Genomic DNA, 21,421 nt, shown 5'->3' with positions numbered 1-21,421 from the left:
GAGCCTGCTCCCGGTAGAAGCCCACTGCACCGGCGTGCGGAGATCGTCCACGTCGCGGGCCTGCGAATCGCCGCCAAAGGATAGAATGCCCGAGCGGAACCGGTGGCCATAGTGGATCACGGGAGACGATCTGGTGCTGTGGCAGACAGCGGCGAGTTGCGACCCGCGCCACCCGCTCCGGCTGTCCGAGCGGGCCGGCGCGCCAGCGGGTCGGCGTCATCCCCCGGGTGCGGCGCCGTCGGCATGCCGGGCGGCGGCGAGAGCCTGGCCAACACGGACCGTGCTCGCCGGCCTGGTGAGTCTGCTGCTTGCCGGCTGCACCACCGAACCGGAGCCGACCCGATTGGACGGCACCGATCAGATCGTCGAGCCGACGGTCAGCAGTGCGGCGCCGCCCGGTCCTGAGTTCGACCTGGCCCGTCGGAGTCTCGCCGGCGCCCAGCTCACCCGGGACGGCAAGTATCAGGCCCGGCTGGCCGGCGACTGGGTGGTCGTCTCCACCGCCGACGGTGCCGAGTTCGACCGGTTCGGCACCGGCGCCGAAGACGCCCGGATCAGCATGGACTTCTCGCCCAACGGGCGATACCTTGCGGTCGGACTACCGGACTCGGTGGTCCTCTACGACTTCACCACGAAGGACCCCAGGGCGCTGCCCCTGCCCGAGGAGGTAAAGCGGCCGGAGGGCGCACCCCAGCCGCGCGCCGGCAGGTTACGCTTCTCGGCCGACAGCGGCCACCTGGTGGTCGAACTGTTCGATGAACGGGACAACAGTCGCTACTGGCTCCACGATCTGCACAGTCGCCATGAGATCGTCTCGCCGCTTCCGTCGAGCATCGAGGTCCCGAGCGATCCGGGTGTCATCTTGTACGTGTCAGGGCTGGCCGTAGTCAACGGCGGAAAGCGGGTGGTGATCGCGGGTCAAGAAGGCTTCCTCGTTTGGGTGCCAGACGAGCAGACATTCCAGTGGCGGCCCTGCGCCTGCGGTAGCACCCTGACCAGCACAGTGGACCGGCAGGCTCGGCACGTGGCATTTCTGACCCTGAACGACGAAGTGGTGCTCTGGGATCCGGGCCCTCCCCAGGAGGTTGGACACTGGAAGGTGCCGGCCGTGCCCCCTGGAGCCGAACCGGCCGTGAACCCCACCAAGCTGGAGTTCACCGAAGACGGCGGCTGGCTGCTGGCCGGCCCGGGGTACGGCCACGTCTGGTCGGTCCCGGACGGCAAGCTGGCGGGTTCGTGGCAGGGGTCCGGGTCGTGAGCGGCGGCAAATCGAAACGGCGGCGCGGCACCAGCGGTCCGGACCGGAAGAAGGTAGTCCGGGGCAGGCGTCCGGCAGCGCAGGACAACCCAGGCGGCGATCAGCCTGTACCGCGGCTGCGCCGGGTGCTGGGATCGCTACATCGGGCCTGGTGGTTCGTGCTGGGCACTGCGGTAGCCGCCCTCGTCGGTGCCGTCACGAGCATCTATGTTCCCAGGTGGGTTGAGCATCTGGACCCGCAGGTCATCGCGGTACACGTCGTGGCGAATCCGGCTACCGTGGACACCTGGGGCACCGCTGAGTTCGCCATGGTGCTGCCGAAGGACGCCCGGCCCTCCGATGATCCACCGGTGGGCTGCGCGACGCTGATCGACTGGGCGCGCGCCCTCGGCGCGGTCGATCACAAGGTGAGCCGGGTACGCGTCGTCGTGCAGGCCGCCGGCGACCAGGGGGTGCTGATCGACAACCTGCGTGCCCGCGTGATCCGGCGCAGCCAAACTCCGGAACCGGCCGGTGTGCAACTGCGCTGCGGCGGCCAGCAGGGAGCCGCCGAACCACGGGACGTCGAGATGGACCTGGACGCTCCCCAGCCGGCCGCCCGCTACCGCACCCTGATTGAGGGGCGCAGGCCACTGTTCGGGTTCACCCTCGCCAAGGGCGAGACCGAGGTGTTCGACCTGACCGCGTTCACCGCCGGCACGGTGGAGTGGACTCTCGAACTCGACCTGGTGGTCGCTGGGAAACGAAAGCGGGTCGAGGTGACCAACCGGGGCCGGAGCTTCGTCACGACCGCAGCGACCGGGCCCCGGACCTACCAGGTACCCCCGGGCGGCGACCATTGGATCGAATGTGCGCAGACGCCCCGCCGGGCCTGCCCGGAGGGCGGTCCGCCGGCACACTTCCGGTACGACGCCTGACGGCTCCTCAGCCTTCAGGGACGGATCCCCTCCGTCTTTGACGACCACCAAGTTGGCCAGCGCTCTGCCTTGAGCCAAGGCGGCTTGGGCGTCAGGAAGGATCGCATTCAGTTGGTCGTTTGTGGGGCTCGCAGGAGTGCCGGATCCACGTTCGGGACGGCGAACCTGGGATTGTGACCGGAGCCGACGATCCTCATGACGAATCCGGCTGCCTCCTCCAACTGCCGGGCGCTGGTCAGCTCACCGACCACACCGACGCGACCGCCGAGATCTCCGATCAATGCCGTGGTGTGATCGAGGGCGCTGGGCTCGTCGCCGCAGACGGCCACAACCGGGGACTCGTCCGGTGGCCCGACGTATGGCCAGGAGCCTCCCGCGAACAGGTGCAGCGCCTTCACGACGTGCGCACCGGCAGCCGTGCGGGCCACGAGTTCAGCTGCCGAGCCAGACGCCGGCTTCAGCTCGCCGGTGGCGTAGTCGACCGGGTTCGTACAGTCGATGACGGTCTTGCCCGCCAACGACCCCTCGCCGGCGCCGACGAGGGCCAGTGCCGCCTCCAGCCCGTCCCAGGCAACCGCTACCACCACCACGTCGACCTGAGATGCGAAGTCGGCGGGGTCGGCTGCGCCTGCGGTGCGACCGATCCGGCCGGCGGCCTCGATGGCGTGCTGCGGGTTGCGCCCCGTTACCAACAACGAGTGACCCGCGCTGGCCCAGGCTCGGCCCAACGTCTCGGCCAGGTTGCCGGTACCCACAATGCCTATGTTCACAGCGGTCTCCTTCATCGCGAAGCGGTGGTGCCGGCAACGCTACGAAGACGGCTCCTACCAACTGGTAGGCGACCGATGCGACACTGGCTTCGTGATCGAGGAGAACTGCCAGACGTTCGTCTCGGACTGCCACGTGCGAGCGGCAGCCGAACTCATCAACCACGCTTGGGATCCGGTTGTGCTTTCCGCCCTGCGACTGGGACCGACACGCCGCAACGACCTGCTTGTACGGATCGGAGGCGTCAGCGACAAGGTGCTGACTCAGTCACTGCGTCGCCTACAAGCACGGGCCCTTCTCACGAGAGTGCCCGGTGCCGAGCCGCCGTCAGGGCGCGGCGGCGTGGTCTATCAGCTCTCCCCACTGGGCGAGTCGTTCGCGAACGGACCCCTCGCATACCTCGCCCAATGGGCTGCGGACCACCAAGCCGAGCTCACATAGCCGGAATCGACGAGGCCGGCTAAACGATCACACTCCGTCGAGACCACGTACGCAGCGCTCCCGCCGATCGAGGACCAGAGCCGAGTAGACAACCGGCCGTAGCCCAACTCGAAGCCGAACGGGTACAGCGGAGTGCTCTCCTCGGCCCAGTAACGGCCCTGGTTCTGCGGCTCATCCGAGGTCGTGTGCGCGTACGTCATGGGCACCTGCCCGACCGTGCGCGGCCACGTGAACGGAAGCTTGCCGCCGGGCGAGACGTCGCCGACCAAAGGGTGGCGACCGCATCCTCCCCCGGATCGATCGTGGCGGCTGCGGTCTACCAACGGCCGCCGTGCTGCACGATACGTCACCCCGACAGAAACGGAATACAGCCGTGAGGAATGCATGCCCACTGGTGCGCTACGCACCTTGCCCGGTGATCGGCACCCGGATAGCTTCCGATAGGGAGATCTAATCGCAACGCAGCCGAAACCGCGGCGTGACACGTGAGAAAAGGATGCCAGCTGATGATCATTCTGGGGTGCAACGGTTTTTCCCGCAGTGCGGAGATGTTTGCCGAACATTATGGCGCAGTTGGCACCGAGAAGCATTATCTGCTCGGGCACGACGCCGGCGCGGCGCTGCTCGTGGACGGCGAGCTGGTCGCCGCGGTGGAAGAGGAGCGCCTCAATCGGCAGAAGAAGACCTCAGACTTCCCGATCAACTCGATCCGCTGGGTCCTGGAGCATGCGGGGATCGATTTCGGTGACGTCGACCTGATCGCGATCCCGTGGAACTTCGACGCCAAGGTCTTCGACAGCACGCTGGCCGAACTAGCGTCGATCCCGATGCCGCCGATGGAAAAGCTGGTTCGTCTCAACCATATCGGCATGGTGTTCGCCACGGTGCTGGGACACGACGCGATCCTGGCCGACTTCGCCGCTCGTACCGGGTTCACCCCGGACCCGGCGAAGGTGGTATTCGTCCCGCACCACTTCGCCCACGCGATGACGGGCTACTACATGGCGGGGGTCAAGGACGCGGCATTCCTGATCAGCGACGGCCGGGCCGAGCTGCTGTCGTCGCTGACCGGCGAGATCCGGGACGGCCGGATCCGGGTCTTCGAGGACTCGTTCGTAACGGCCAATGACTCGCTGGGCAATCTCTACTCCTGCGTCACGCGGTTCTTGGGATTCGTGCCCAACAACGATGAATACAAGGTGATGGGCCTGGCCGGGTTCGGCGAGCCGCCGTCTCCCAACCCGTTCCTGGAGCACTTCGTCGAACTGCACGAGGGTGGGCGGTACACCATGGTCCTGCCGAACGACCTGGAGAACCCGCGGCAGTTCGAGCCCTTGATCGAGAAGCACTTCGGTCCAGCAGAGCCCACCATCGAGTACCAGTCCCGGGTCGCGGCGGCGGTCCAGGAGATGGTGACCGTGGTGACCCGGCACCAGGTGGCGGCGCTGGAGACCCGGACCGACCTGGATCACCTGCTGGTCGAGGGTGGGGTGGCGCTCAACTGCGTCAACAACACCGAACTGCTGGAGGGCTCGCGGTTCTCCGACATTTCGGTGAGCTTCGGCGCCAGTGACACCGGTGTGGCCATCGGCGCGACCGTGTTCGCGTGGGCCAACCACCCGGCCAACACCGCCGAGGTGAAGTACGCGCCGTCGGTCACCCCGTACCTGGGGCCGGAGTACGACGACGCCGGGGTCGAGCGGGCGCTCGGTGAGTTCGCCGACCGGGTGGAGTGGACCGCCCGGCTGACCGACGACGAGGTCGTCGACCAGGTGGCCCAGCTGCTCACCGGCAAGGTCGTGATCGGCTGGTTCGAGGGCCGGATCGAGCACGGGCCCCGAGCCCTCGGGCACCGCAGCATCCTGGCGAACCCGAACTTCCCCGATATCAAAGACATCATCAACAAGCGGGTCAAGCACCGGGAGCCGTTCCGACCGTTCGCGCCGCTGGTGATGGAGCACGACGCGCCGAAGGTCTTCGAGATGGGCCGGAAGATCCGGTCGCCTTACATGACCTTCGTCTTCCCGGTCCGGCCGGAGTTCCGGAAGGTCATCCCAGGTGCTGTGCACGTCGACGGCACCTCCCGGGTGCAGACCGTCAGCACCGAGCAGACCCCGAGGCTGGCGGCGCTGCTGCAGCGATTCACCACGCTGACCGACGTGCCGTGCCTGATCAACACGTCCTTCAACGTGGCCGGCGAACCGATCGTGTGCAGCCCGACCGACGCGCTCAACTGTTTCCTGAGCACCGAGATCGACCACCTCGTGCTCGGCAACCGCCTGGTCGCCAAGCGTGTCACGGGCGCCTGACCGTCGTGAGCACCCTCGGATAGCGGAACGTGGACCTGGCGTTGTAGCAAACTCCGGGCCGTCTTGGTCGGGGCGCGCTGTCGAGGATCCGAACGGCCTGGCCGGCGTCTCCCCTGGAATCGGCCTGCACGACAGCGTTCGCCAGGGCCTTCGCCAGCCCCCCGGCAGGCATGGTGGCCGGCATGGGCGCGGTGGCGGCGTCCCGGAAGACGCCGATCCAGTTGCCGCCCGGGTCGATGACGCTGAACCCGCTAACCCGTCGGCGTTCTTCCGCCGCGTCACAAGATGCGAGGCGGCTCAGTCGAAGTCGATTCGCATCAGCCTGCTGGCGGCCCAGTCGTCTGGATGGGTCGGCCTGACGGTGCCAGGGTCGTGAGGCTGGTTGAGGTCGTCGACGATGGCCGCGATGACCGCGGCCCGTTCCGTGGGATCGGTGACGGTGGTCGCGTGCGCCGGCAGGTCCGCTCTGATGCCGTTCTTGAGGTGGAAGGTGAAAGCGGGGTTCGCTCGTAGGTTCGCGTACCAGCCCGTTGCGCCTGCGCCCGCTCCGCTGCAAAGGTAGGTTGCGCCGTTGGCGCGGTAGAAGAAGATCTCAATGCGACGGGGTCGTCCTGTGCGCCGCCCGGTGGTGGTGATGTCCACGATTCGTTCGCGGGTTCCAGCCGCAGGTGTGATCTCGATGGCGCGCCTGATCTCGTGCGGCAGATGCGCCAGCGGGTCAAGCGTACGGCGTTCACCATGCTGGTCTGCGGGTTTCATGCGGCTTCCTTCTGCAGTGCGGGGCCGAGGAGCAGTCCGCCGTCGATCACGTACTCGGCGCCGGTGATGAAGGCCGCGTGCGGCGAGATGAGGAACAACAGCAGCGCAGTGATGTCGGCGGGCTGCCCGAGTCGCGGGACGGCGAACGGCTCGGGCGAGTAGAAGTCGGCGATCGGGGCGTCGCTGCCGGCCGCCGGCTCGGTGATGAACGGGGTGGCGACAACCCCGGGGTGGATGGCATTGACGCGGATGTTGTCGCGGCCCAACTCAAGGGCAGCGGTCCGCGTGAGCCCTCGGACCGCCCACTTGCTGGCGACATAGGGCGCGTAGTAGGCAGTACCGCCGATGCCCATGGTGGAGGCGATGTTGACGATTGCTCCTCCCCCCGCGCGCCGTAGCGCCGGGGCGGCTGCCTTGATGCCGAGGAAGGTGCCGGTGAGGTTGATGTCGAGGATGCGGGCCCACGTAGCCCGGTCCGTTGACTCGATGAGGGCCGGCGGATTCTGCACCCCGGCGTTGTTGACCAGAATCGTGAGCGCACCGAAGGCCCTCTCGGTCTCGGCGATGGCGGCGGCCCACGACTCCTCCCGGGAGACGTCGAGGTGGACGAAACGCGCCCCGCCTCCCAACTCGGCGGCGAGGCCGGCGCCGCGCTCGGCATCGATGTCGCCGATGACGACGTTGGCGCCTTCGGCGTGCAAGGCGCGAACGTGGCTGGCGCCCTGCCCGCCGGTGCCGCCGGTCACGAGTACGGTCTGATTGGCGAAGCGGGACATCTGATCCTCCGAGTACGAGCGAGGGACGAAAACCCGCAGGACGGGTGGTGAGTCGGGCGACTCACCTTGTCGAAGCTACGCTCCAGCGAGTGGTGAGTCAACCCACTCACCTCGCTATGATGGGCGCATGACCCCAGCGCCTTCGGCCTATCACCAGCGCGTGGCGCAGGAGAAGCGTGCGCTCATCGTGCAGGCCGCTACTGAACTTTTCCTCGAGTTGGGCTACGACCGGGCATCACTAGCGCGTGTTGCCGACAGTGCTGGTGTTTCGAAAGCGACGCTGTTCAAGCAGTTCCCGACAAAGGCAGCGTTGTTCGATGCCATCGTCATCGACTCGTGGGCCGAGAACGACGTCGCCGACGTGCCGCCCGCCGGTGACCTGGCGGCCGGCCTGACGGTTCTGGGACGGCGCTACGCGACACTGCTGAGCCAGCCGGCGATGATCGACCTGTTTCGCATCGTCATCGCCGAACTGCCGCGCTTTCCCGAGCTGGCCAAGGCGCACTTCTCGCAGGGCAAACTGCCGTACTTCGAGTCCGTCCGGATTTACCTCACGACCGAGCGCGACGCGGGAGCCGCAGACGTCGCTGACCCGGAGATGGCCGCTACGCAGTTCCTCGGGATGATCTCCAACTACCTGTTCTGGCCGAGGCTTCTGCTCCCAGACTGGACGGTGACCCCTGCCCGCATGACCGCAGTTGTGGAAGAAGCCGTCCGAACCATGGTTGCCCGGTATGGCACCGATGCGCCATATTCATCGTGATGAAGGGGGCGTGAGCAGGTACCGCAGCGCCGTGTCGTTGCTTCAGACAGGCCGAGACTCCCGGTCGGCAGTCTGGACCGATCACACTGGTCGAGAACCTACGGGCCGACCTCGGTGCTCCTGACTCGACGCACTGATCTGCCGCACCGAGCGCAAGGCAGCGTCCCCGCCAGGGTGGTGCAGGTGCCGATGCTGGGGCATTCGGTCCTTCCGGCCCCGGCCACCATCCGCCCGGAACCTACGATGGTCTCGATGACCATTCCCGAACGGCGACACGACGACCTGCCCACCGACGAAGCCCGCGTCGACGAGGCTCTGCGGCTGCTCTCCGGCGTGCCGGTCGAGCTCAACGCTGCCGTCAAGCGGCTCAGCCGGGGCAGCGGTGTCTACGCCTGGTGGGCTGCCCCGTCGGTCCTGCCCGATCTCCCCGGGCTGCCGAATGAGAACGTCCCGTCGTTACGGCTGCTGTACCTCGGACGGGCGACCAGCCTGCGAGGGCGGATCCTGCGCAACCATCTGAGGCGTTCGGGCAGCTCGACGCTGCGCCGTACCCTGGCCGGGCTTCTGGTGTCCGAGACATACCGAACGACCTGGACCGACCGGGTCGTCCTGGTCCCCGAGGACGAGGCGCGGCTGACCACGTGGATGCACACACACCTGCGCTTGACATGGGCGCAGGACCCGGAACCGGCGACCATCGAGACCGAACTCGTCCGGCGTCTGCACCCGCCGCTCAACGTCCACGGCGTCGACCCCGAACACATCCAGCCGGCCGTTGTCGCCGCCAAGAACTCATACAACGCCAGCAGCCGCCCGGCCGAGCCTCCGCCAACGCCGTAACTGGTTAGCCGACATGCGGACGGGTACGGCTTTCGCGCTCAGGCCGCGGTCACGTCGAGGTGCGTGTACTCGGACATGTTCGACTATGTTACGAAGTCGTCTGCGCGCGGGTCGGCATCCCACCCAAGCCGAGCCAGTTCCCGAAGGACTGCGCGCGCACGAGGAGTCCAGAAAAGCAGAACGTGATCACGTTCTGCGGTCCTGAAGGACACCGCGAGTGCAAGGGCCCAATGCCTGCCCACGATCGGCCCGTGTGGCAATGCGGTCACCTCAGCGTGTTGCAGCACCTCGGAGCCGGCCCGCGACGAAAAAGTCAATGTGCTGTCCTCGACCCAGAGGCATACTGACGGCCAGCGCATCCGCTTGACGACGCGTAGTGAATCGCCGCGGGTGAAGTCACGACGATCGACATAGGTAAGTCCACCGCGTGCCAGCAAGGTGTTGGAAGCCATCGCGGGATGATATGCCTACAGCCCGATAGCTCGGCGCGCGCCGGCGAGCCTCAGCGGTTCCGCAGGAACCTTCATGGTCAGCGGTACGGATCGAGTAGCGGCCGAGCGAGGGCGCTGGTCAGGCATTCTGCTCGTCGAACGGCTCGTCACTCCACCGCCACCACGCCTCGTCGCCATCGAGGTGGAGAAGAAACTCAGGAACCTCCTGGCCATCCGGGTACCGAAGCGTCACGGCGTTCCGGACAGCTTCATACGCGTGCTCCCAGGACTCGACATCCTCATCGATGCCATCGAGCAGCCGCAGCTCCTCGGCGAACAGCGGCCGAAGCTCCGCCAGGCCTTCCCTCGGGTCGACGCGAGCGTTCAACCACGGGAAGTCGCCACCGTTCACCACGAGCTCAGCAAGTACCCCGCGGCCGTCGCATCGGTGCAGCGTCCAGGCACCACCGTGACGATCAATCATGATCACCACATTAGCGACCGCAGAAGCGTCTCTGCTGACCTGCCCGGCTTCGACACGGTCACACCTCCGGCCAGCAAATGCACGCTTCTGCCGCGAGCCGCGCGCTACCCAGGGTCCGCCGAGCCGGCCCGGGTTCCGTCCGGACGCGCCGATGTGGGTACACGTGATCACGATGGCATGGCCGACGATCGGTACGGCTTCCGCCTGTGCGGTGAATCGGTCATCGCTCGTTACCGTGCGGTGGCCAGTCACGTGTCGGCGTAAACCAGAGCAGGGCTGAGCCGTGCGGGAATTGGGTAGTCCGATCCGCACGTCGTCGCTACGGTCGCGTGGTGGCCTACCAGCATCCGCTCGCTTACACCTTGGGGCTCGAGGGCGTGTCGTTGCTGCGTGCCTTCGCCGGTGACTACGACCAGGACTTCGTCGAAGCGCGGATCAGCGAGGTCCGGCGCCTTCTGGACAGCCCTGCACTGGACGGTGCCGGAGTCACCGCGGCGCAGGTCGACACCCTGAACGGCTACAAAGTGTGGTCCGCGACCTATGATCAGCCAGGTAATGGGTTGTTCGCTGTCGAAGAACCCATCGTGCACGAGATCCTCGGCGCTCTGCCTCTGGGCGTGGCCTTGGACGCGGCTTGCGGCACCGGCAGGTACACCGGGTACCTGGCCGAGCAGGGCCACCACGTCATCGGCGTCGACAGTTCCCCGGACATGCTCGCTCACGCTCGTATCCGCGTTCCGAACGCGGAATTGCGGCAGGGCGACCTGCGCAATCTCCCCCTGCCCAACGACCATGTAGACGTCGTCGTGTGTGCTCTGGCGCTGACTCACCTTCCGGATGTCGGGCCGGCGATCACCGAGTTTGCCCGAGTCCTGCGTCCTGGCGGCCATCTGGTGATCACGGACGTGCACCAGGAACTCGTGGCGTTGGGCTCAGTGCCGCGCGTTCGTGCTGCCGACGGTGATCCTGGGCTACTTCCGGCTTTCCGACATCGGGCTAGCGACTATCTCCGCGTCGCCTTGCCGTTGGGCCTGCACGTACGGCGTTGCGAGGAACCTCGGATGTTCGGCGATGCCAGCGGGAACATGCCCGCGGAAATCGTGACGGGACCGTGGGACGCATGGCCTTGGTCGCTGCTGGGCATCGTCCCGGCGGCATTCGGCGCCGCCTGGGACGGAACACCGAGTCAGATTATCTGGCACTTCCAACTGGCGACAACCGCAACCACGGCCGCTGCCCCTCCTTCCACTATGCGCTGACCTAGTCCTGACACCGTTCCTATCGACGATGTTGGACGAGGCCCGACCCGAGACCGAGTGGCCGATCAGACCGTATCGAGCGGCAACGGCGCCATTGCCGAACTCTCACCGCCCCCGATCTGACTCGTTCCGGCCCGCCGACCGCATGATCACGTACGCGGATCTGCCGCGATCTGGACTGCATCGTAGGGCGCACGCTGCGCGCGCTCGTGCTGATGAGTGCGCGCCCGGCGGTCGGCGTTGGCATGATCGCTGCGTGATCCCACGCCGAACGGAGTCAGCGCGAGTGCTGCCGGGTGCCGAGGTGTTACTCGTGGGCCTGTTCTCGGCGAAGGACACCGAGATGGACACCAACCTGGACGTCTTGGCCGCTGTGGTGGAGGCGTACGGTGCGCGGGTCGTGGGCCGGCTCGTTCAACGCAGGGGTGTCTCGCACGGCGGCGCGGACAAGATGGCCGCTCCGTTCTCGCGGCGGACATTGGTGAGCGCGGGCAAGGCCCGCGAAGTCGCCGATGCGTGTCGGGCGAGGCAGGTCCGGGTGGTGGTGTTCGCGAATCCGCTGACTGAGCACCAGCGGGCCGTCCTCGGCGAGATGTTCGGCTGCACCGTGATCAGCGGTGAGGACCTTCCCACACGTGGCGGATAGCACGCGGATCTGCCGCTGGTCGCTCGCAGGTGACGTCGGCACCGTCGCTGCGTCCGGTCGTGCCGAGGACATGGGCTTCCGATCGGACAGCCTGCCCGGTGGCACCGCGCCGGTGGAGCCATGCTCTCGGCGCTTGGTGGCTGGCCGCAATGCGTTCGCCGTTGTGCGTCGGGTTGGTCCGGATCGCGCGGTTGTCTCATGCCTGTTTCGTCATGGGAGGGACCATGCCTGCGTACATCCTCACCGGCGCACCGGGATCCGGAAAGACGGCGATCCTGCGCCAGTTGGAGATCGACGGCCATACCGTCGTTGAGGAGGCCGCGACCGACGTCATTGCGCTCCAGCAGGCGCTTGGCCGGACGGAGCCGTGGCGGGAGTCCGGTTTCGCAGGCCGAGTCCTGGATCTTCAGCGGAAGAGACAGCTCGCGGCCGAGACCGTCACGCGTGGCGTTGTCTTCGTCGACCGTTCACCGGTCTGCACTCTGGCGTTGTGCCGCTACCTCGATGTGACCGCACCACCTGACCTGGTCGTGGAGATCGAACGCATGGTGGCTGAGCGGTGGTACGAGTCGACCGCCTTCTTCGTACGGCAGCAGGGCTTCATCCAGGCCACCGCCGCTCGTCGGATCAGTTTCGAAGACTCCCTCGCCTTCGAGAAAGTTCATGAGGTTACCTACCGCGAGGCCGGATTTGATCTCATCGACGTTCCGGCAGCACCGCTTCCGGTCCGTGTGGCCGCAGTCCAGCAGGCTGTGGATCGGCTTGGGCGCCGGCCGTGAGCGACGTCCGGATGTCTGCCGCCAACCGCACGTCACGCTGAGTGATGTTCCCGGCATCGCTCGACCCGTGGTCCTGCCGATGAGCGAGCGTGCCGACCGCCTGCTTGTACTGGTGCCGGACGATGCGGTTGGTGGCTGCTAGCGTTCGGCGCCATGTGGACCGCGGAGATCGTGGCGGGGCGGCCGGCTTGGCGGCACGTCGCGTCCGGCGTGGTGTTTCGGGAGGTGTCGGGTGGGACCTTCCGGATGGGTCTGTCCGAGGCGGAGCTGGCGGCGGTACGCGTCATCGAGCGCGGTGGAGGTGTCGAGGACACTCTTGAGCCGTTCTTCGCCAATGCTGGGGACGCCCAGCCGGTACGTGAGGTGCGGGTCGAACCGTTCTTGATCGCTCGGCATCCGTTGACGGTCGCGCAGGTTCAGTACTGGTTGCCGGAGTACGAGGACGACTACGCCGACGTGGAGTCTGGCACGGCCCGGCTTGAGGATGACCTGGATGATCTGCTCGATGCGTTGCCGTTCCGGTTGCCGAGCGAGGCGGAGTGGGAGTACGCAGCCCGAGCCGGCACCACCACCTTGACCTTCCGCGGCGACGGGAGACCCGGCGAAGACCAGGTGCTCGACGACTTCGGGGATGAGCAGCGGACAGCCGCCGCCGAGAACGCGTTCGGGCTGGCCGCGATGGGCTCGGCGAACGAGATCTGCGCTGACGTGTGGATTCCCGGGTTCGACGGCGCCCCGGCGGATGCCCGCCCACGCACCGGCGACGGTCCCAGAGCGGTACGCGGCGGTGCCGCCGACGTCTACCCGTGGCAGGGCTGCGACGAATGGCTGCTGCTACTCGCCGCCACCCGGTACGAGCACGCCCAGTTCACTGCGGTCCGCCCGGTCGCACCACTGCCACCCCGCCGTTAGCCAGAGCCGCCGGACAAGACGGACGCGCCACAACGCGCAGAGGTCAGCACTCGCGACGAACGTCGTGGCAGGTTGAGCCGCCCAGCTCACCGCCTTGCCGATGAGCGGATGCCATTCGCTCATCGGCTTGGCACGCCGTTCGCCGCCGATGTGCGGTTCGGACGCGAGTGCGGCGGTTCACGCTGCCAGACACGTCGGTAGGCCGACGTCGACATGACCTCCAGCTCCGATTCCACCGACCAGTTCCATCAAGCGTCCCGGTGATAGGCGAGGTTGACGATGAGCGCGGCCAGAGCGAGTCCGAAGAACAGCGCCCAGGCACCGAGTCGGAAATTGCCCGCCCGCACGTGTGCGCCCAGCGCGCCGAGGAAGTACAAGACCAGACCGGCTGCCGCGAGCGCACCCACGACCGGCACGACGAACCCGGCCAGCAAGCCGAGCGCGCCCGCGCCCAGGAGCATTCCCAATGGCCGTACCCAGGATCGGGGTACCCGGTTGCGGTCTGCCTCCGTCTTCGGGTATTCGTGGCCGATCACGTTTGCGATGGCAGCCGAACCGTTGAGGGCTGAGGCGACCAGGGTCACCGTGAGATAGATGGCGAACATCGACGTCTCCTATCCATGAAAGCGGCCTACCGGTCGCTCACGGACGAGGCTGCGGCCCCGATATGTGACACGGTGTTCAGTGCTGTAGATCACGGTGCTATCGCGGTCAGCTTTCGTGGGTTGCTGATGGAGTGGATGGTCTGAACCAGACCGTCCAGCATGTGCAGGGTCATCGCGAGCACCGGCGTTCCCTCGCAGCGGACGACGACACCGGGGCCACCGTTGAGGTGGAGCACCCCGGCCGTCGAGCCCACCGGCTGTTGCCGGGAGAGGACGACGATGGCCCGGGCCACGAGGTCCGAACCGTGGATGGGCTTGCGTGGCGCGCCGGTGACGCCGCCGCCGTCGCTGACCATCGTCACGTTCGGTGCCAGAACCTCGATTAGTGCGGTGATGTCACCACCAGAACAGGCGGCCAGGAATCGCTCGGTCACCTGTTGCCGGGTCACGGGGTCGCTGTCATATCGGTGCCGGCGGCTCTCGACCGCCTTTCGTGCCCGGTGCGCAAGCTGCCGTACCGCCGCCTCCCGACGCCCCAGGAGTTGCGCGATCTCGGCGTACGGGTATCCGAACGCCTCGTTCAGCAGGAACACCGCGCGTTCCAACGGAGATAGCGTCTCCAGGACGAGCAGCAGCGCGGTAGAGACGGAATCGGCAAGGACCACATCGTCGGCGATGTCCGGTCGGGTGAGGATGGGCTCAGGCAGCCACGGGCCGATGTACGACTCACGCCGCACGCGGGCGCTGCGCAGCTGATCGATCGCCAGCCGGATGGTCACTCGGACCAGAAAGGCCTCGGCGTCCACGACGGTGGCCAGTTCGACGCGACTCCACCGCAGCCAGGCCTCCTGCACTACGTCTTCGGCTTCCTTGACGCTGCCGAGCATCCGGTACGCGACCGCGTACAGCAACCCGCGGTGCTTCACGAAGGGCGGCTCATGCTGGTCACCTGACACGCTCCCGGCCACCCGACCCATGATCCTGCATAACGTGTCAGGTGTTCAGACGGGCCACGGTGGACCACCGCGTAAGCCTCCCATCTAGGGCATCAACGCCGTCGGAGGACGACCGGCCAGCACCCGTATGGACTTTGCATCTCTTCCGGAGGCATCCGCTTCTGCCGCGGATAGCGACTACGACCCCGACAGCGTCGTGTGGCGGGCAAGCATGAGGGAGGCGGAACCGAGATCAAGCGGGTTGATGCCGGCGTCGAGGTGGATGTGCGTCCCGTCCGGTACTCGGGAGTCTGCCAACGCCAGGCACATTCGCGCGAGGTCCCGTAGACCGGCAGGGTCGCCGAGGATTTCGACCGATCCGTTGACGATCTCGATGGTGACGGTGCCTCCTTCGGCCGCTGCCACGACTCCTATCGCGGGGTCATACGCCGGCACGGATAGCAAGTTGTCGGTCATGGCAGGCATCTTGCCTGAGGGCAACGACTTCCGCTCATGCCGCGAGCGCGCTACGCAGCGTCCCGCCGAGCCGGCCCGGTGTTCCGTCCGGACGTGCCGAGTTGAGGACGTTGATCCTTGCGAGCCGACGGCGTGATGATGCGGCCCCCCTGCTCAGCGAACTGTCGCCCGCAGCGCTTCTTCGTACTGGAGGCGATCGAAGGTGACGGGAAGCAGTTCGTGGTAGCCCCAATCACGATGCCCGGTGCGATAGCCAGACCAGTTGACCGTGTCCTCAGCAACCGTGACCATCGCGGTAAACGGCCAGCAGCCCCAGCCACCGCAGGTACACCCCAGTAACACGGTGTCGCCGTCACCGAACCAGCTCAGCACCGGATCACCGAGATAGTGCCGACTCGGCCAGCGCACGCTGTCGCCCAGCAGCCCCGCATAGCTGCCCGCGAGGTTGGGTTTCCCTTCTCGCCGCGCAAAGGGCAGCTCAGCTGTGCGAACCATGTCAGGTAGGGATATGTCGTTAAGGTACGGAACGAGTGTCGGGAACATCCCGACGCCGAGCTCCTGCTCGATGGTACGGAATTCGATACGTTCCACGAGCCCAAGGCTAGAATCCTGCGCCCTGACGTGGTCGGGCGCCCCCGTGTCATTGCTGCCCCGGGTCGTCGCTAGTACGGCGGGCAGGGCACGGTTCCGCAGCGGATCGCACACACATGCCGCGGGTGGTGCGCGCGAGCGGCGGGCAGGAGGCGACCCTGCGTACGCTGCCGTGGTGCAGATCGACGTGGTTGCCCTGATTGTCGAGGAGTACGACCCGGCGATCGCGTTCTTCACCGACGTACTCGGCTTCGACCTCGTCGAGGACTTTCCATCGCTGACCAACGACGGGCGACCCAAGCGGTGGGTCGTCGTGCGGCCCCCGGGTGCCCAGACCGGGCTTCTGCTCGCGCGCGCCGACGGAGAACACCAGCGTGCCGCCGTCGGGAACCAGGTAGCCGCCCGGGTCGGGTTCTTCCTCCGCGTCGACGACTTCGACGCCGCTTACCGACGGATGAACGAGGCCGGTGTGACCTTCGTCCGGGAACCGCGGAGCGAGCCCTATGGCCGGGTCGCGGTCTTTCTCGACATCGCCGGCAACCGTTGGGACCTCCTCGGCGCGACCTGAGGTCACCGCACGTGCGAGCCAAACCGCCAAGATCACAGATCCTGATCTGCACCGCCGCAGCGCTCGTGATCCAAGGTGGATTCAGGGCAGGTACTGGCGGCCGGTCGTAGCCGGAATAGGGAACATGACCAGCCGCTCACGGCTCTGCCGATGACAGTGCATTCGATCAAACCCGGAGACGGGCTCGCCCATGGATATTGGTATGCCTAGTTGACGTGGTCGACGATTTCCGTCGCTCTTAGGATCGTGTGGTTTCGTCGAACATGGCGTCTCAGGTGAGCCATCAGGAGATGGTAGACGACCGGTACGGCGAGCCAGGCTACGCGCCGATTGTGTGTCCAGCAGGTGCAGCTTGAAGCGGTCGTCTACTCACTGCGACGAGGGGCCGCGATCACGGCCCCGGGTGCTATACGGTATCGGACCGCCTTATTCGGCGGGGGCATGTTGCCGTGCTCCCGTACGATGTAGTAGGTCGAGTATCCCAAGGGGCTTGCATGGCGAATGACACCGCAACCTTGCAAAAGGTCGTCGTCTCGCGAGTGAAGAAGTGTGCGGCCACACTATCTGCCGCCAGCCTGCTGGCGGCAGCGACAGTGCTCGCCCGGCTAACCGGAAATGTTGAGTTTGAGGTGTTAGGTGTCGATGTGAATCTTCGACACTCATGGCTACTGTTCGGGGCTATTACGGCGTGCCACGTAGTGTGGGCATATTTTGCTGTGTCTGCCATGTCAGATCTTAATGCCACACGCGAGTTCCGAAGGCTGCGGGACAAGGTCTTACGTGACGTCCGTAACGATGAACATTGGCTACTTAATGGTATAACTCGCCGCCTTAGTACGCGCTATGATCGCGTTTTCGTGATGAGTATGAGGGACCCAACGACTTGGTTCTTCTACGGCATCGCAACTCTCAGTCTCGCCGCAATGGTGCCCTGGGTCTTGACTCATGGCGTCCTCCGCCTTGCCAACACCCCTTCCGAGGCTATCGGCATCACTGCAATCGCCGCTATCTTGGTGATGTTGAACTGGATAGTAGGAAGTATCTGGGTCATCTCGCTGACTGAACTGGCCGGCAAAGCCGGTAGAAATAATACTAAACCGAGCTTCAATGAGAGTTCGGCCATGCCGATCCGGCTCGCGCATCTCGCGTTCGCGTTGCTGGACTACCCCTGGCTGGGGCGGCGTCCTCGGTACAATATTTCGGTTGCGGCTCCAGAAAACCACACTCGTGCATCTGGATGCATCCTGCTCCTTGTCACCGTTGCGGGTTTACCACTTCTGGTCGCAGCAGTCGTAATGGTAGGACGTTGAATCCGGCCTTAGTGCTGAAGCTAGCTTGGGGATGTGACGATGTTTCCCGGTGGGGAATCCGTGAGGACTCGGAAATCTAGCGGGGGCGCGGTCATTCCGTCGATATGTATAAGCACCAGTCAATGCATTCAACGTGATTGCCCGTATAGGCTCACCCCCGGGGACCTTGGCGTCGAGCGTTGGTCCCTGCAGACGCCTATGATCTGCGAAATTCGTCAAGCGAGATCGGCGCCTTTGCTAAACAAGCGCACGTTCCAGCGTTTAGTTGCGCCGCTGTTTCCGCTCATACCGCCGATAATGCGTGGCCTGCACGTAAGTCTTCGTCAACCAGGTTTCATCGACCCCAGTACCTCCGTCGGCGTGCGATCGGTTTCCGCAGCCAAGGCAGTGATCGCCGTTGCGGCGAGAGCGGTGAGGTGTAACGCGTAGGCGAGCCCGTCGTCGCGCACCGCAGCGCCGGCAATGTTGTGGACGTCGGCGTCCTCGTCCGCGAGGTACGCAGCGACACCGCTGACAGCAGCCTGGTACGCATCGTCGCTGGCCTGTCGCCGATTCCGCCTCACGGCTCAAGTATCGCCACCGGCCCAAGTACTGCCTGCGGACGCCCGTATCTGCCGCTTCGGGTGGGCTGGTGTTCATCACCGACGGTGATGTATGACTACCTCTCCTGCTTAGGCTTCCAGCGTCACACCTGGCGATCAACTCGTTCTGCGGGCCGCGGTGTCGGCCTTCCTGGGCCGTTACCGTGGCCAGACTCGCGTGCACACCGAGTCTGACCTACGCGTTTTCCTCCGCTGGTGCGCCGACCACGGTCTGGACCCGCTGGCTGCGGTGCGGGTGGATATCGAGCGGTACGTGCGCTGGCTGCAAGACGTCCGCCGGTACCAGCCCTCGACGGTGTCCCGTCGGCTGTCGGTCGTGGTCGGGTTCTATCGGGTTTGCGTCATCGACGCGATCCTGGAGCACTCGCCAGCCGACTACGTCCGCCGACCCACGGTCCCGGCCGAGTCACCGACCCTCGGACTCGGGCACCTACAGTTCGAAGCCCTGATCACCACCGCCCGAAAGTCCCCGAACCCGAACGACTTCGCCCTGGTCGCGCTCTTGGGTCTGCTCGGGCTGCGGATCTTCGAAGCCTGCGGGTCGAACATCGCCGACCTGGGCGAGGAACACGGCCACCGGGTGCTGCGCGTACGCGGCAAAGGCGGCAAGGTCGTCCTCGTCCCACTACCACCAGCGGTCGCCCGAGCCATCGACCGGGCCGTCGACGACCGCACCGCCGGGCCGATCCTGCGCAACATCCATGGTGGGCGGATGGACCGGCACGCCGCCACCCGCCGACTCAAACACCTCGCCCACACCGCGGGGATCCGGATGCCGAGAATGCACCCCCACATGCTGCGCCACACCTTCGTCACGACCATGCTCGACGCCGGCGTCAGCCTCCGCGACGTGCAGATCGCCGCCCGCCACGCCGACCCGAGAACCACCATGCGCTACGACCGAGCCCGCAAGAACCTCGACCGCCACCCCAACTACATCCTCGCCGCCTACATGGCCTCCGGAACATGACCAGCCGCTCGCGGCTCTGCCGAGATGAGTGTCCAGTCAGAGTGGCACGCCCGAATCGGTTCCCTGGGTGCCGTCGCGGGTCGATGGGATCAGGCGATCCGGTAGCCGACTCCTGGTGTCGTTGCGATGGTCGGCGGATCTCCGAGTTTGCGTCGTAAGCGGCCCATGGTCACGGTGACGGTGTTGGTGAACGGGTCGGCGTTCTCGTCCCAGACCTGGTCGAGCAGGGCTTCGGTGCTCAGGAAGCCTGGGCTGGCCCGTAGCAGCGCCTGCAGCACCGCGAACTCCTTGACCGAGAGGTTAAGTTGCCGTCCGTCCCGAACGGCGGTCCGGCGTACCGGGTCCAGCGCGATGCCGGCTGCGTAAAGCGTCCGGGGACGCGCGTCTGGCTTGCGGCGGACCAGCGCCTGGATACGCAGGATCAGCTCCGGGAAGTGGAAGGGCTTGGCGAGATAGTCGTCCGCGCCCAGGGTCAGCCCGCTGACCCGGTCACCTGGCGCGCTCGCCGCGGTCAGCATCAGCACCATCGGCCGGTCCGCCCGCTCGGTGATCATCTGGCACAGCGTGTCGCCGTGGAGGCCGGGCAGGTCCCGGTCCAACACCACTACGTCGTGCGCGGTGAGGTCGAGCTTGGCGCCGGCGGTCAGCCCGTCGTGCGCGAGGTCGACGGCCATCCCCTGGTCGCGCAGGCCCTCCGCCACGACTTCGGCGAGGGCGTAATCGTCTTCGACGACGAGGATCCTCATGCCACCACCGGTACCTTCGCGACCGGAAGCGTGATCGAGACGCGTAGGCCGCCCGCCGGCCGCGCGAGCAGGGCGAGTCGGCCGCCGTGGGCGGCAGCGATGGCGGCCACGATGGATAAGCCCAGTCCTGAGGAGCCGGTGCGCTCGCCACCGAGCCGCTCGAAGGGCTGCGTCAGCCGGTCGACTTCCCGCTGGTCGAGGACGCGGCCACCGGTTTCGACGACCAGCACCGTCTCCTCCTCGCTCGGGGATCCGGTGATCTCGATCCATCCGCCGTGCTCGTTGTGCGCCACTGCGTTGTCAACGACGTTGCCCACCAACCGCGATAGCAGTGCCGGGCTGCCCTGAGTCGCCGTTGCCAGTGGTACGTCTGCCGTCACGCTCAGCCGTTTCGCCTTCACGTCGGCGGTCCTTTCGCGCAGGGCCGTACCGATGAGATCGCCGAGGTCGACCGTGGTGGCGTCGGCCAGCGTGCCGTGTTGTGCCCGGGCCAACACGAGGAACCCGTCGAGCAAATGGTCGACCCGGTCCAGTTGTATACGCAGGCGGTCCGCGAGCGCCACCGTCGAGGGGGCCGGGTCGGGCTTGGCGACCGCGACGTCGAGCGACGCCCGCATCGTCGCCAACGGCGTACGCAACTCATGGGATGCATTAGCGACGAAGCGGCGCTGTGCGGCGAACGAGGCTTCGAGTCGTTCGAGCAGTTCGTCGATGGTGTCGGCGAGGTCCTTCACCTCGTCGGCAGGGCCACTGACGGCAAGCCGCCAATCCAGGTTGTCGGCGGAGACGCGCCGCGTGGCGTTGGTGATGAGCCGCAGTGGTCGCAGCACCCGCCGAGCCAGCACCCGACCGAGCAGCAGCGACACGGCCGCCATCACGATCAGCGCTACCAGCGAGCCGGCCAGCAGTTGGCGGGCCTGCTGCGTGTGCACGGCGGCCAACTGGTCCTCCAGTTGCCGGATGCGCTGCTGCGCGGAATCCGCGCTGCCCCGGACCGGGGGATTCCCGGCGGGTGCGACGCGGCTGATGCTGCCGCCGGAGAGCAGGAAGGTCAGGCCCAGCAGCCCGATACCGGACACGAGGAACACCGCAGCATAGAGGATCGTGAACCTTGCCCGCACGGTCCCTCTGGACAGCCTGATCATTCCTCTAAAGGACGTCTCGTAACTCGGTGAAGGCGTTGCCTGGCAACGGTGCTGGTGTCAGCCGAGCAGGATGATGTTGTGGAGGTGGGCGATGCCGGAAGCGGTGTCGGTCAATGTGTGGGCGGCGCGG

Annotated in this window: 26 protein-coding genes and 1 pseudogene; 14 read left to right on the top strand and 13 right to left on the bottom strand. The window is 66.4% G+C overall.

What is annotated here, in order from left to right:
* Window positions 1–295 precede the first annotated feature (295 nt).
* Window positions 296–1,258: a hypothetical protein gene (locus KBX50_RS03050; protein ID WP_210934473.1), complete on the top strand. Its 963-nt coding sequence runs from the start codon at window positions 296–298 to the stop codon at window positions 1,256–1,258.
* A gap of 125 nt (window positions 1,259–1,383) precedes the next feature.
* The gene (locus KBX50_RS03045; protein ID WP_210934472.1) at window positions 1,384–2,175 is read left to right on the top strand and encodes a hypothetical protein; all 792 of its coding nucleotides are present in this window, start codon (window positions 1,384–1,386) and stop codon (window positions 2,173–2,175) included.
* 107 nt (window positions 2,176–2,282) lie between these two features.
* On the opposite strand, the gene KBX50_RS03040 is transcribed toward KBX50_RS03045, so the two are convergent.
* Window positions 2,283–2,945 carry an NAD(P)-binding domain-containing protein gene (locus KBX50_RS03040; RefSeq protein WP_307870817.1) on the bottom strand — a complete coding sequence of 221 codons (663 nt, stop codon included), beginning with the start codon at window positions 2,943–2,945 and terminating at the stop codon, window positions 2,283–2,285.
* On the opposite strand from KBX50_RS03040, the gene KBX50_RS33765 reads away from it, so the two are divergent.
* A complete protein-coding gene (locus KBX50_RS33765; protein WP_374224565.1) occupies window positions 2,932–3,384 on the top strand; it encodes a winged helix-turn-helix transcriptional regulator in 453 nt (150 codons plus the stop codon). The genes KBX50_RS03040 and KBX50_RS33765 overlap by 14 nt on opposite strands.
* Here the strand turns inward: KBX50_RS33765 and KBX50_RS33760 are convergent.
* Window positions 3,294–3,770 (bottom strand): glycoside hydrolase family 3 C-terminal domain-containing protein, encoded by a 477-nt coding sequence (locus KBX50_RS33760; RefSeq protein WP_374224576.1) that lies wholly within the window; start codon window positions 3,768–3,770, stop codon window positions 3,294–3,296. The two genes, KBX50_RS33765 and KBX50_RS33760, sit on opposite strands and share 91 nt — an antisense overlap.
* Before the next feature lie 120 nt (window positions 3,771–3,890).
* On the opposite strand from KBX50_RS33760, the gene KBX50_RS03025 reads away from it, so the two are divergent.
* Window positions 3,891–5,693 (top strand): carbamoyltransferase C-terminal domain-containing protein, encoded by a 1,803-nt coding sequence (locus tag KBX50_RS03025; protein WP_210934465.1) that lies wholly within the window; start codon window positions 3,891–3,893, stop codon window positions 5,691–5,693.
* 73 nt (window positions 5,694–5,766) lie between these two features.
* Here KBX50_RS03025 and KBX50_RS32605 read toward each other — a convergent pair.
* From KBX50_RS32605 to KBX50_RS03015, 3 genes and pseudogenes are all read right to left on the bottom strand, one after another.
* Window positions 5,767–5,966: pseudogene (locus KBX50_RS32605) on the bottom strand (VOC family protein); the annotation flags it as partial.
* A 24-nt stretch (window positions 5,967–5,990) separates the two neighbouring features.
* On the bottom strand, window positions 5,991–6,452 hold the full coding sequence (locus tag KBX50_RS03020) for a nitroreductase/quinone reductase family protein (protein ID WP_210934463.1): 462 nt from the start codon (window positions 6,450–6,452) through the stop codon (window positions 5,991–5,993).
* Window positions 6,449–7,228, bottom strand: coding sequence for an SDR family NAD(P)-dependent oxidoreductase (locus KBX50_RS03015; protein ID WP_210934460.1), 780 nt, complete (start codon window positions 7,226–7,228; stop codon window positions 6,449–6,451). Before KBX50_RS03015 ends, KBX50_RS03020 begins: the two co-directional genes overlap by 4 nt.
* Window positions 7,229–7,355: 127 nt before the next feature.
* On the opposite strand from KBX50_RS03015, the gene KBX50_RS03010 reads away from it, so the two are divergent.
* Together KBX50_RS03010 and KBX50_RS03005 are read left to right on the top strand one after the other, a co-directional pair.
* Window positions 7,356–7,991: a TetR/AcrR family transcriptional regulator gene (locus tag KBX50_RS03010; protein WP_210934459.1), complete on the top strand. Its 636-nt coding sequence runs from the start codon at window positions 7,356–7,358 to the stop codon at window positions 7,989–7,991.
* A gap of 252 nt (window positions 7,992–8,243) precedes the next feature.
* Complete coding sequence (locus KBX50_RS03005; protein ID WP_247673058.1) at window positions 8,244–8,831, top strand: GIY-YIG nuclease family protein; 588 nt, start codon at window positions 8,244–8,246, stop codon at window positions 8,829–8,831.
* A gap of 83 nt (window positions 8,832–8,914) precedes the next feature.
* On the opposite strand, the gene KBX50_RS03000 is transcribed toward KBX50_RS03005, so the two are convergent.
* Complete coding sequence (locus tag KBX50_RS03000; RefSeq protein WP_210934455.1) at window positions 8,915–9,283, bottom strand: hypothetical protein; 369 nt, start codon at window positions 9,281–9,283, stop codon at window positions 8,915–8,917.
* 73 nt (window positions 9,284–9,356) lie between these two features.
* Between KBX50_RS03000 and KBX50_RS02995 the strand changes: the two genes are divergently transcribed.
* From KBX50_RS02995 to KBX50_RS02975, 5 genes are all read left to right on the top strand, one after another.
* Window positions 9,357–10,010, top strand: coding sequence for a hypothetical protein (locus KBX50_RS02995; protein ID WP_210934452.1), 654 nt, complete (start codon window positions 9,357–9,359; stop codon window positions 10,008–10,010).
* Between the two features lie 68 nt (window positions 10,011–10,078).
* On the top strand, window positions 10,079–11,005 hold the full coding sequence (locus KBX50_RS02990) for a class I SAM-dependent methyltransferase (protein ID WP_210934450.1): 927 nt from the start codon (window positions 10,079–10,081) through the stop codon (window positions 11,003–11,005).
* 286 nt (window positions 11,006–11,291) lie between these two features.
* Window positions 11,292–11,651 (top strand): hypothetical protein, encoded by a 360-nt coding sequence (locus KBX50_RS02985; protein ID WP_210934448.1) that lies wholly within the window; start codon window positions 11,292–11,294, stop codon window positions 11,649–11,651.
* 149 nt (window positions 11,652–11,800) lie between these two features.
* Window positions 11,801–12,430 (top strand): AAA family ATPase, encoded by a 630-nt coding sequence (locus KBX50_RS02980; protein ID WP_247673057.1) that lies wholly within the window; start codon window positions 11,801–11,803, stop codon window positions 12,428–12,430.
* A 153-nt stretch (window positions 12,431–12,583) separates the two neighbouring features.
* Entirely contained in the window at window positions 12,584–13,342 is a 759-nt protein-coding gene (locus KBX50_RS02975) for an SUMF1/EgtB/PvdO family nonheme iron enzyme (RefSeq protein WP_210934446.1), read from the top strand.
* A 248-nt stretch (window positions 13,343–13,590) separates the two neighbouring features.
* Here KBX50_RS02975 and KBX50_RS02970 read toward each other — a convergent pair whose 3' ends face one another.
* The 4 genes from KBX50_RS02970 to KBX50_RS02955 all read right to left on the bottom strand — a co-directional run bounded on the left by KBX50_RS02970 (window position 13,591) and on the right by KBX50_RS02955 (window position 15,950).
* On the bottom strand, window positions 13,591–13,947 hold the full coding sequence (locus KBX50_RS02970; protein ID WP_210934444.1) for a DoxX family protein: 357 nt from the start codon (window positions 13,945–13,947) through the stop codon (window positions 13,591–13,593).
* An 89-nt stretch (window positions 13,948–14,036) separates the two neighbouring features.
* Window positions 14,037–14,924: an RNA polymerase sigma-70 factor gene (locus KBX50_RS02965; RefSeq protein ID WP_210934442.1), complete on the bottom strand. Its 888-nt coding sequence runs from the start codon at window positions 14,922–14,924 to the stop codon at window positions 14,037–14,039.
* A gap of 156 nt (window positions 14,925–15,080) precedes the next feature.
* A complete protein-coding gene (locus KBX50_RS02960) occupies window positions 15,081–15,359 on the bottom strand; it encodes a hypothetical protein (protein ID WP_210934439.1) in 279 nt (92 codons plus the stop codon).
* Window positions 15,360–15,512: 153 nt separating this feature from the next.
* Window positions 15,513–15,950 (bottom strand): hypothetical protein, encoded by a 438-nt coding sequence (locus tag KBX50_RS02955; RefSeq protein WP_210934437.1) that lies wholly within the window; start codon window positions 15,948–15,950, stop codon window positions 15,513–15,515.
* 172 nt (window positions 15,951–16,122) lie between these two features.
* Here KBX50_RS02955 and KBX50_RS02950 point away from each other — a divergent pair, with 172 nt between their 5' ends.
* Window positions 16,123–16,518 (top strand): VOC family protein, encoded by a 396-nt coding sequence (locus KBX50_RS02950; RefSeq protein WP_210934435.1) that lies wholly within the window; start codon window positions 16,123–16,125, stop codon window positions 16,516–16,518.
* Between the two features lie 494 nt (window positions 16,519–17,012).
* A complete protein-coding gene (locus KBX50_RS02945) occupies window positions 17,013–17,828 on the top strand; it encodes a hypothetical protein (RefSeq protein ID WP_210934433.1) in 816 nt (271 codons plus the stop codon).
* Window positions 17,829–18,151: 323 nt separating this feature from the next.
* Here the strand turns inward: KBX50_RS02945 and KBX50_RS02940 are convergent, their stop codons facing one another.
* Complete coding sequence (locus KBX50_RS02940; protein WP_210934432.1) at window positions 18,152–18,391, bottom strand: hypothetical protein; 240 nt, start codon at window positions 18,389–18,391, stop codon at window positions 18,152–18,154.
* A 196-nt stretch (window positions 18,392–18,587) separates the two neighbouring features.
* Between KBX50_RS02940 and KBX50_RS02935 the strand changes: the two genes are divergently transcribed.
* Window positions 18,588–19,400 (top strand): tyrosine-type recombinase/integrase, encoded by an 813-nt coding sequence (locus KBX50_RS02935; protein WP_210934430.1) that lies wholly within the window; start codon window positions 18,588–18,590, stop codon window positions 19,398–19,400.
* 89 nt (window positions 19,401–19,489) lie between these two features.
* On the opposite strand, the gene KBX50_RS02930 is transcribed toward KBX50_RS02935, so the two are convergent.
* The gene (locus KBX50_RS02930; RefSeq protein ID WP_210934428.1) at window positions 19,490–20,146 is read right to left on the bottom strand and encodes a response regulator transcription factor; all 657 of its coding nucleotides are present in this window, start codon (window positions 20,144–20,146) and stop codon (window positions 19,490–19,492) included.
* Window positions 20,143–21,225: a HAMP domain-containing sensor histidine kinase gene (locus KBX50_RS02925; protein ID WP_307870816.1), complete on the bottom strand. Its 1,083-nt coding sequence runs from the start codon at window positions 21,223–21,225 to the stop codon at window positions 20,143–20,145. Before KBX50_RS02925 ends, KBX50_RS02930 begins: the two co-directional genes overlap by 4 nt.
* Window positions 21,226–21,421 lie beyond the last annotated feature (196 nt).

The organism is Micromonospora sp. C51, from assembly GCF_018070435.1.
Lineage (GTDB): Bacteria > Actinomycetota > Actinomycetes > Mycobacteriales > Micromonosporaceae > Micromonospora > Micromonospora sediminimaris.
The sequence above is the reverse complement of the archived record's forward strand: the minus strand, read 5'-3'. Positions and strand labels throughout refer to the sequence as shown.